This is a genomic window from Pseudomonas sp. GM30 (assembly GCF_000282275.2).
Taxonomy (GTDB): domain Bacteria; phylum Pseudomonadota; class Gammaproteobacteria; order Pseudomonadales; family Pseudomonadaceae; genus Aquipseudomonas.
This window is the reverse complement of the sequence record NZ_AKJP02000003.1, coordinates 194,909-202,719: the sequence shown is the minus strand read 5'-3', so window position 1 is coordinate 202,719 and position 7,811 is coordinate 194,909. Positions and strand designations below refer to the sequence as shown.

Genomic DNA, 7,811 nt, shown 5'->3' with positions numbered 1-7,811 from the left:
ACAGTGATGTCGGTTTTTTTGTGGCTGTCGATTGGCCTCAGAAACCGCGCCGAATCCGATTTTTCAGTTGTTCATGGAAAAGATCGGCGTTGCGCTTATAGGTACCGCTGAAGGATTCGTTGCTCGAATCCAGCGCTATCGAGCGCTTGCTCGAGACCTCTTCGCGATAGGCATCGATGAAGAAATTCAGATCACTGGCCGTGCTCAGTTTCGGCCACTTGTCCAGATACTCCGGCAGCTTTGCCTGCCCGGTGCGGAACGAGCAGATCCGCCGGTTGCTGATCGTCGCTTCGCCGATTTCGAACGGCACCCACCACGACAACGCGGTCTTCTCCGACACCACCGCCAGCAGGTGCGTGCATTCGGTAATATTGCGGGTGATCACCCCGGTGATGTCGTCGGTGGTCTGCGATTCCGGGTCGAGCACATCGAGGTAAGTCTTGATGTTGGCCTGCATCAATTGGGCATTGATCGCCATGGCTTGCGGGCGATCTATATGGCGGTAGCTAATGAATACGGGCATCAGAAGTGTCCTTTGAGGGCGAGTTCACGGTAATAGGCGCCGAGCGCCGTGAGGCGGCAGCCAGTGGAATGAATGGCTGCGTAATACATGTGTTCGGCATCGACCGGTTCGATCAGGCTGTGGCGATTGCACTTTTGCAGCTGGGTGAAGACCTCGCCGTGTTCCGGGTCGAACGTCGCTTCGGTGGGTTCGTAGCTGGGGGCGAGGCGGAACGTCGATTCGGCTTCGGCGAACCATTCCGGCAGTTTGCGCAGGATCTCCTTGGGGATCAGCGGCGAGACTTCACGCAGGGAGATGAACTGCGAGACGTTGGTCTTGAACACCGGGCGCTGCTCCCAGGCGTCGAGCGCATTGTCGACGAAGGAGTACAGGCTGCCCGGAGTGATCTTGCCGAGAATGTTCGCCGCACCGCCGTGCAGGGCCTGCAACAGCAAACCGGTGAACACGCCATGCTGCGCACCCTCCAGGGCCGGCTCTTCCTTTTTGCAGGCGGTCAGGATGGTCATGCCTTCGCCCACCACGCTGCTTTCGCTGCGCAAGGCGCGCACTTCGCCGGCCGCGCCGCTCTGGCAGCAGTCGAGGATGATCACTTTGTTTTTGATTTTCGTGGCTTTGGCGGCCCAGTTGAGGATGTCGCTGATGCGGATGCCGTCCTTGGCGCTGCGATAGTCCTGCGGCAGGAGCATGCCTTCATCGTTGTCGCTGTCGAAGCCGCCGTGCCCGGCGAAGTACAGCAGCGCGACGTTGCAGTCGCCGGAGAACAGCTCGCGAATCTGGTCTTCAAGCTTGCCTCGGCCGAGGTCGTCCTCAGCCGAGGTCAGCACCAAGTTCTTGAAGTTGGGATCACCGTTGGCGTCGGTCTTCAACACGGACGCCATGGCCATGGCGTCGTTGCAGCAACCGCTCAAGGGCGAAACGTGCGCGTAGTGGTTGATGCCGATAAACAGTCCCTTGCGCATGGTCACACCGCCGTGTGCTGACGGATCGCGCCGATGATGCTGTTGGTGTTCCACGCGCACTCGGCGTGCGCCGCCTCACGTACCACCGTGGAAATGCGCTCGGCGCCGAACGGCTTGATCGCGATGATCACTTTGCCCATGCGCCTGGCGATCTCGATTTCCTTGTTGATCCATTTGCTGTAGGTCGAATACATCCCGGCCATGATCAGCACCGCCGAGCACGGACGGATCTTGTTCTCGATGGCTTCTTCGAGCTGCCTGTCGGTCTGCGCGCCCATGATCGGGTTGTGCGGCGGCACGGAAAAATTCTTGAAACTGAAATCCGGTCTGGCGCCGAGCAGGCGTACCAGATTGTCGTGGGCGTGGGAGTAGTTCCACGAATGGCTGATGAACAAATGGTAGGTCTGCATGGGGTTCCTCGAAGGTCGCGAAGGTGCGAAGGAACAACCCAATCTAGGCATCTGGAAGGCGCCCGCAAGGTCTGCGCGCGGAAAGAGAAATGTCCTGCAAGCAGGCGCGAGCGAGCCTGTCAGAAAGGTCTGATGTTTAAATGGTCGGAGGATGTGTCAGGCGTGGTCCGACATCCGGCAGCCCCCGGGCGAGGGGCTGCCGGTGCAGATGTTCAGTAGCCGTTTTCCGGCAGGCTGGCGATGATCGAGCGGTAGCTGTTCATTCGCTGCTGCTGCACGCGGCCGTCTTCCAGGGCCTTGAGCAGGGCGCAACCGGGTTCGCGATCGTGTTTGCAGTCGCGGAAACGGCAAGTGCCGAGCAGGTCGTTGAACTCGATGAAGCCGGCTTCGACGTCGGCGCGGCTGACGTGGCCCAGGCCGAACTCACGGATACCCGGGGAATCGATCAACTCGCCACCGCCAGGGAAGTGGAACAGGCGCGCGGTGGTCGTGGTGTGCGTGCCCTGACCGGACAACTCCGACAACGGGCCGACACGGGTTTCGACTTCCGGCAGCAGGCTGTTGACCAACGACGACTTGCCGACGCCGGACTGGCCGACGAATACGCTGATGCGCCCGTCGAGCTGTTTCTGCAACTGCTCCATACCGTTGCCGTGATGCGCCGAGACTTCCAGCACCGGATAACCCAGCGTGCGGTACACCGCCAGCAGGGCATTGAGCGCCGGGGCGTTCTGCTCGTCGATCAGGTCGAATTTGTTCAGCAGCAGCAACGGGCGGATGCCGGCGTGTTCGGCGGCGACCAGATAGCGGTCGATCAGGTTGGCGTGCGGCTCGGGCAGTGGCGCGAAGACGATGACAATCATGTCGACGTTGGCCGCCACCGGTTTGAGCTGGCCACGGCTGTCCGGGCGGCACAGTTCGGTGGTGCGCGGCAGTTGCGCGACGATCACCCCGATGCCCTGGTTGCCGGCACGCCAGACCACCTGATCACCGGTCACCAGCGCCGGCAGGTTGGCGCGCAGGTGGCAACGGAAAACCTGGCCGGCCAGTTCGCCGTCCACGGCCTCGACCTCGACCTGCACACCGAAGTGGGCGATCACCAGGCCGTGTTGCTCAGGGCCCAGATCGCCGCCCTCGAGGGCTTCGACCGCCGAGGACTCGCGTTTGGCGGCGCGCGCGGCGCGCTCGCCCTGAATCTTTTCGATGCGCCAGTTTTGACGACGATTGAGTTGGCGTTTGGCCATGGGTGTTCCGTCTGAAGAATGCAGCGATTAGGTAAAACGGCCGCGAGTTTAGCACGCCCGGGCACCGGCCTAGGCTAAACTGCGCAGCATTGCCTAGGAGCCCGAATATGCAAAACCCGCAGAACCTGATCTGGATCGACCTGGAAATGACCGGTCTGGATCCGGAAAACGACGTCATCATCGAAATGGCCACCATCGTCACCGACAGTGACCTGAACACCCTGGCCGAAGGCCCGGTGATCGCCATTCACCACAGTGACGAAGTGCTCGCCCGCATGGACGAGTGGAACACCCGCACCCACGGCAACTCGGGTCTGACCCAGCGCGTGCGTGACAGCCGCATCAGCATGGCCGAGGCCGAGGCCGAAACCATCGCTTTCCTGGAAAAATGGGTCCCGAAAGGCAAGTCGCCGATCTGCGGCAACAGCATCTGCCAGGATCGCCGCTTCCTTTATACCCACATGAAAGCGCTGGAAAGCTACTTCCACTACCGCAACCTCGACGTGTCGACGCTCAAAGAGCTGGCTGCACGCTGGGCACCGGACGTGCGCGACAGCTTCAAGAAGGGCAGCACTCACCTGGCGCTGGACGACATCCGCGAGTCGATCGCCGAGCTGCAGCACTACCGCAAGCATTTCATCAAGTTCTGATGTTTCACCGGGCCATTTGGTGAAACTGTAGCGGGGAGCGCTTCGCGCTCCATCGGGGATGAATCCCCTCGCCACAGGTTTGAGGGGGGCGCTTACCGCCCTCTTCTGGTGCGGCGCTGAAATGGCTAGACTGCGCGCCTTCCTGCCAGGACCGCCGCCATGTTGCTGATGCTCTATCTGATCGCCATTACCGCTGAAGCCATGACCGGCGCGCTGTCTGCCGGACGGCGCGGCATGGATTGGTTCGGGGTGGTGCTGATCGCCTGCGTCACGGCGCTGGGGGGCGGTTCGGTGCGTGACGTATTGCTCGGGCACTATCCACTGACGTGGGTCAAACACCCGGAATACCTGGTGCTGACCTCGGCCGCCGCAATGCTCACCGTGTTCACCGCCCGCTGGATGCGTCATCTGCGCTCGCTGTTTCTGGTGCTCGATGCGGTCGGTCTGGTGGCGTTCACCCTGATCGGTTGCATGACCGCACTGGAAATGGGCCACGGCATGCTGGTGGCCTCGGTCAGCGGCGTGATCACCGGGGTGTTTGGCGGCATCCTGCGTGACATTTTCTGCAACGACATCCCGCTGATCTTCCGTCGCGAACTGTACGCCAGCGTCTCGTTCGCCGCCGCGTGGTGCTACATGCTCTGCCTGTACCTGAATGTACCGAGCGAGCAGGCGATCCTGATCACCTTGTTCGGCGGTTTTCTGCTGCGGTTGCTGGCGATCCGTTTCCATTGGGAAATGCCCAAGTTCGTCTACAACGACGCACCTTGACGTCACCCTGACGGGGGCATGGAAATATTCTGTCGGGAATATTGCATAGATGCCGCGCTTCTAAATGGGGGTAAAAAATAAAGTCTGAAGAGGGTATTTTGTTCTGAAATACCCCATTTAAGTAGTGCGTTCAGCGTGCTGTCTCAGCGCCCACTCGACATGTTCACGCACCAGCTCTGATGGGTAGTCACGGCGCGCCTTCAAGGCCTCCAGCACCGGAATGCTCGACGGCGCGTTGCCCAGCCCGACCGCCAGATTGCGCAACCAACGCTCATAACCGGCGCGGCGCAGCGGCGAACCTTCGGTGCTGCTGAGAAATTTGTCCTCGTCCCACAGGAACAGCTCGGCCAGTTCGGCGTTGTCCAGATTGTGCCGTGGCTTGAAATCGCTTTCCCCGGAGGGTCGGGCGAAGCGGTTCCACGGGCAGACGATCTGGCAGTCGTCGCAGCCGAACACGCGGTTGCCGATCAGCGGGCGCAGGTCTTCGGGGATGGCGTTTTTCAGTTCGATGGTCAGGTAGGAGATACAGCGCCGGGCGTCCAGCACATACGGGCCGACGAAAGCATTGGTCGGGCAGATGTCCAGACATGCCGTGCAACGTCCGCAATGTTCGCTGCTGTGCGGTTCGTCTACCGGCAGCGGCAGATCGACGAACAGTTCGCTCAAAAAGAAATAACTGCCGGCCTTGCGGTTCAGTACCAGGGTGTTTTTGCCGATCCAGCCCAGTCCGGCCTGCTCGGCGATGGCTTTTTCCAGCACCGGCGCGCTGTCGACGAAGGCGCGGAAACCGAACGGGCCGATCTCGGCCTGAATCCTGTCGGCCAATTGTTGAACGCGTTTACGGATCAATTTGTGGTAATCGCGGCCCAAGGCATAACGCGACACGTAGGCTTTCTCCGGTTGCGCCAGCATTTGCGCCATTTGCGTGTCGCCGGGCAGGTAGTCCATGCGCAGCGAAACCACGCGCAACGTACCCGGGACCAGTTCCTCCGGATGCGAGCGTTTGCTGCCGTGAGCGCCCATGTAATCCATTTCGCCGTGGTAGCCGGCGGCGAGCCAGCGCTCCAGGTGCTGCTCATGCTCGGCCAGGTCCAGACCGCTGATGCCGACTTGCTGAAAGCCCAGCTCGCGGCCCCAATCCTTGATCGATTGGGCGAGGGCGGGCAGATCTGTGGTGATGGCGGACATGAGGCGAGAGAAACCGGAGCTGAGGTGCGTATAATTCTGCCAGACATCGGAGCCCGAAGACGCATGCCGCACACGAAAGATCAATTACCCGACGCGCTGTATGGCGCCGCACAGGTGCGAGCACTCGATGCGCGGCTGATCGCTGCGGGCACGCCGGGCTTCGAATTGATGCAGCGCGCCGCGCACGCGACCTGGCGTGCATTGGTGCGGCAATGGCCGTCGGCGAACGAGATGACCGTGCTGGCCGGGCATGGCAACAACGCCGGTGATGGTTTTTTGATCGCCACACTGGCGCACCGGGCCGGTTGGGCGGTGCGGGTGCTGGCCGTCGGTGATCCGCAACGTTTGCAGGGCGATGCAGCACAGGCTTATGCGCAGGCCATCAACGATGGCGTCGCCGTGCAGGGTTGGACCGCGCAAAGCGAGCTGCGCGGGGTGATTGTCGATGCCTTGCTCGGCACCGGGCTGGCCGGCGATGTACGAGAGCCGTACGCCGCTGCGATCAAGGCGATCAATGCCAGTGGCCAGCCGGTGGTGGCGGTGGATATTTCTTCCGGACTGTCTGCCGATACCGGGCATGTCCTCGGCGTTGCGGTTCATGCCGACCTTACCGTGACTTTTATCGGCTTGAAGCTCGGCCTGTTCACCGGGGATGCGGCGGATCAGGTCGGGGCGTTGGTGTTTAACGATCTGCAAGCCGCCGCCGACATTTACCGTGACATTCCTGTCAGCGCTCTGCGTCTCTCGGCGGCTAATCTTCCACGATTGGCCCCGCGTGCGCCCGCTGCACACAAAGGGCGCTTCGGGCATTTGCTGCTGATTGGTGGCGATCAGGGTTTTGGCGGGGCGATTCTGCTCAGTAGCGAAACGGCCTTACGCAGCGGAGCCGGAATGGTGTCGCTGGCAACCCGTGCGGAACATGTCCCGGCAGCGCTGACGCGGATGCCGGAAGTCATGGTGCTCGGCACGTCGTCGGCCAATCAGTTGATGGGGCTGCTGGAAAAGGTTTCGGTGCTGGTGGTTGGTCCGGGACTCGGACAGGCGAGCTGGGGTCGGGCGCTGTTGTCCGCTGCCGCCAATGCGCCGCAGCCACAGGTATGGGACGCCGACGCATTGAATCTGCTGGCGAGCGGTTTTGTTCGTCTGCCTGAGAATTGCGTGATCACTCCGCATCCGGGCGAAGCAGCGCGTCTGTTGGGCGTCAGTACCGCTGAGGTGCAGGCAGATCGCCCGGCCGCCGCGCGGGCATTGAGCAAAAAATACTCGGCTGTCGTCGTGCTGAAAGGCGCCGGCAGCTTGATCGCTCATCCTGATGGGCGTCTGGCGCTGTGTCATCAGGGCCATCCGGCCATGGCCACTGCTGGCCTGGGCGATGTGCTCGCGGGATTGGTCGGCGCTTTGCTGGCTCAGGGCATGGACGGCTTCGATGCCGCGTGCCTGGCAGTCTGGCTGCACGCCAATGCCGGCGCGCAACAAGGTAAATTCGGCCGTGGACTGGCGGCCAGTGATCTGATTCCAGTCATTCGTCAGTTGTTGGAGGAGCAAGCACCGTGTCTGAAGTAACCCTGTACCTGGCCGATGAGCAGGCCATGAGCGACTTTGGCGCACGGATCGCCCGCGTTACCCAAGGCCACGGCCTGATTTTTCTCGAAGGCAATCTGGGCATGGGCAAAACCACCCTGTCGCGGGGCATCATTCGTGGGTTGGGGCATGTCGGCGCGGTAAAAAGTCCGACCTTCACTCTGGTCGAACCCTACGAGATCGGCGATGTGCGTGCCTTCCACTTCGACCTGTATCGCCTGGTCGATCCGGAGGAGCTGGAGTTTCTCGGCATCCGCGACTATTTCGAAGATGACGCCCTGTGCCTGATCGAGTGGCCCGATAAAGGTGCAGGCTTTTTGCCAAAGCCTGACCTGACCATTACCATTAGCCCGCAAGACAGCGGGCGTTCGCTGAAAATTTTATCCCAGGGCTCGCGTGGCGAGGCCTGGTGTGCCGCTTTGGCATTGGAATCCAATTAAATGATGGGGTTAGGTATGCGCTTTCGCGCGTTGGTGGCTGCCGTT

At 61.4% G+C, this 7,811-nt stretch carries 9 protein-coding genes; 4 read left to right on the top strand and 5 right to left on the bottom strand.

The features are described 5' to 3' along the window. Positions 1–37: 37 nt before the first annotated feature. From PMI25_RS03170 to rsgA, 4 genes are all read right to left on the bottom strand, one after another. A complete protein-coding gene (locus PMI25_RS03170; RefSeq protein ID WP_007967414.1) occupies positions 38–523 on the bottom strand; it encodes a toll/interleukin-1 receptor domain-containing protein in 486 nt (161 codons plus the stop codon). Further along, positions 523–1,482 carry a caspase family protein gene (locus PMI25_RS03165; RefSeq protein WP_007967416.1) on the bottom strand — a complete coding sequence of 320 codons (960 nt, stop codon included), beginning with the start codon at positions 1,480–1,482 and terminating at the stop codon, positions 523–525. The genes PMI25_RS03170 and PMI25_RS03165 overlap by 1 nt, the downstream gene beginning before the upstream one ends. A gap of 2 nt (positions 1,483–1,484) precedes the next feature. Further along, entirely contained in the window at positions 1,485–1,892 is a 408-nt protein-coding gene (locus PMI25_RS03160; protein ID WP_007967418.1) for a TIR domain-containing protein, read from the bottom strand. A 212-nt stretch (positions 1,893–2,104) separates the two neighbouring features. Further along, a complete protein-coding gene (rsgA, locus tag PMI25_RS03155) occupies positions 2,105–3,136 on the bottom strand; it encodes a small ribosomal subunit biogenesis GTPase RsgA (RefSeq protein WP_007950741.1) in 1,032 nt (343 codons plus the stop codon). Positions 3,137–3,243: 107 nt separating this feature from the next. Here rsgA and orn point away from each other — a divergent pair, with 107 nt between their 5' ends. Further along, a complete protein-coding gene (orn, locus tag PMI25_RS03150; RefSeq protein ID WP_003221098.1) occupies positions 3,244–3,786 on the top strand; it encodes an oligoribonuclease in 543 nt (180 codons plus the stop codon). 159 nt (positions 3,787–3,945) lie between these two features. Beyond that, a complete protein-coding gene (locus PMI25_RS03145; RefSeq protein ID WP_003221099.1) occupies positions 3,946–4,557 on the top strand; it encodes a trimeric intracellular cation channel family protein in 612 nt (203 codons plus the stop codon). A 117-nt stretch (positions 4,558–4,674) separates the two neighbouring features. Here PMI25_RS03145 and queG read toward each other — a convergent pair whose 3' ends face one another. Further along, a complete protein-coding gene (queG, locus tag PMI25_RS03140) occupies positions 4,675–5,745 on the bottom strand; it encodes a tRNA epoxyqueuosine(34) reductase QueG (RefSeq protein ID WP_007967421.1) in 1,071 nt (356 codons plus the stop codon). Positions 5,746–5,808: 63 nt separating this feature from the next. Here queG and PMI25_RS03135 point away from each other — a divergent pair, with 63 nt between their 5' ends. Together PMI25_RS03135 and tsaE are read left to right on the top strand one after the other, a co-directional pair. After that, positions 5,809–7,308: an NAD(P)H-hydrate dehydratase gene (locus PMI25_RS03135; protein ID WP_007967423.1), complete on the top strand. Its 1,500-nt coding sequence runs from the start codon at positions 5,809–5,811 to the stop codon at positions 7,306–7,308. Further along, entirely contained in the window at positions 7,296–7,766 is a 471-nt protein-coding gene (tsaE, locus tag PMI25_RS03130; protein ID WP_007967425.1) for a tRNA (adenosine(37)-N6)-threonylcarbamoyltransferase complex ATPase subunit type 1 TsaE, read from the top strand. Before PMI25_RS03135 ends, tsaE begins: the two co-directional genes overlap by 13 nt. Positions 7,767–7,811 lie beyond the last annotated feature (45 nt).

Coding starts and splice junctions, on each gene's coding strand:
- PMI25_RS03170 (WP_007967414.1), bottom strand. CDS start 523: ATGCCCGTATTCATTAGCTACCGCCATATAGATCGCCCGCAAGCCATG.
- PMI25_RS03165 (WP_007967416.1), bottom strand. CDS start 1,482: ATGCGCAAGGGACTGTTTATCGGCATCAACCACTACGCGCACGTTTCG.
- PMI25_RS03160 (WP_007967418.1), bottom strand. CDS start 1,892: ATGCAGACCTACCATTTGTTCATCAGCCATTCGTGGAACTACTCCCAC.
- rsgA (WP_007950741.1), bottom strand. CDS start 3,136: ATGGCCAAACGCCAACTCAATCGTCGTCAAAACTGGCGCATCGAAAAG.
- orn (WP_003221098.1), top strand. CDS start 3,244: ATGCAAAACCCGCAGAACCTGATCTGGATCGACCTGGAAATGACCGGT.
- PMI25_RS03145 (WP_003221099.1), top strand. CDS start 3,946: ATGTTGCTGATGCTCTATCTGATCGCCATTACCGCTGAAGCCATGACC.
- queG (WP_007967421.1), bottom strand. CDS start 5,745: ATGTCCGCCATCACCACAGATCTGCCCGCCCTCGCCCAATCGATCAAG.
- PMI25_RS03135 (WP_007967423.1), top strand. CDS start 5,809: ATGCCGCACACGAAAGATCAATTACCCGACGCGCTGTATGGCGCCGCA.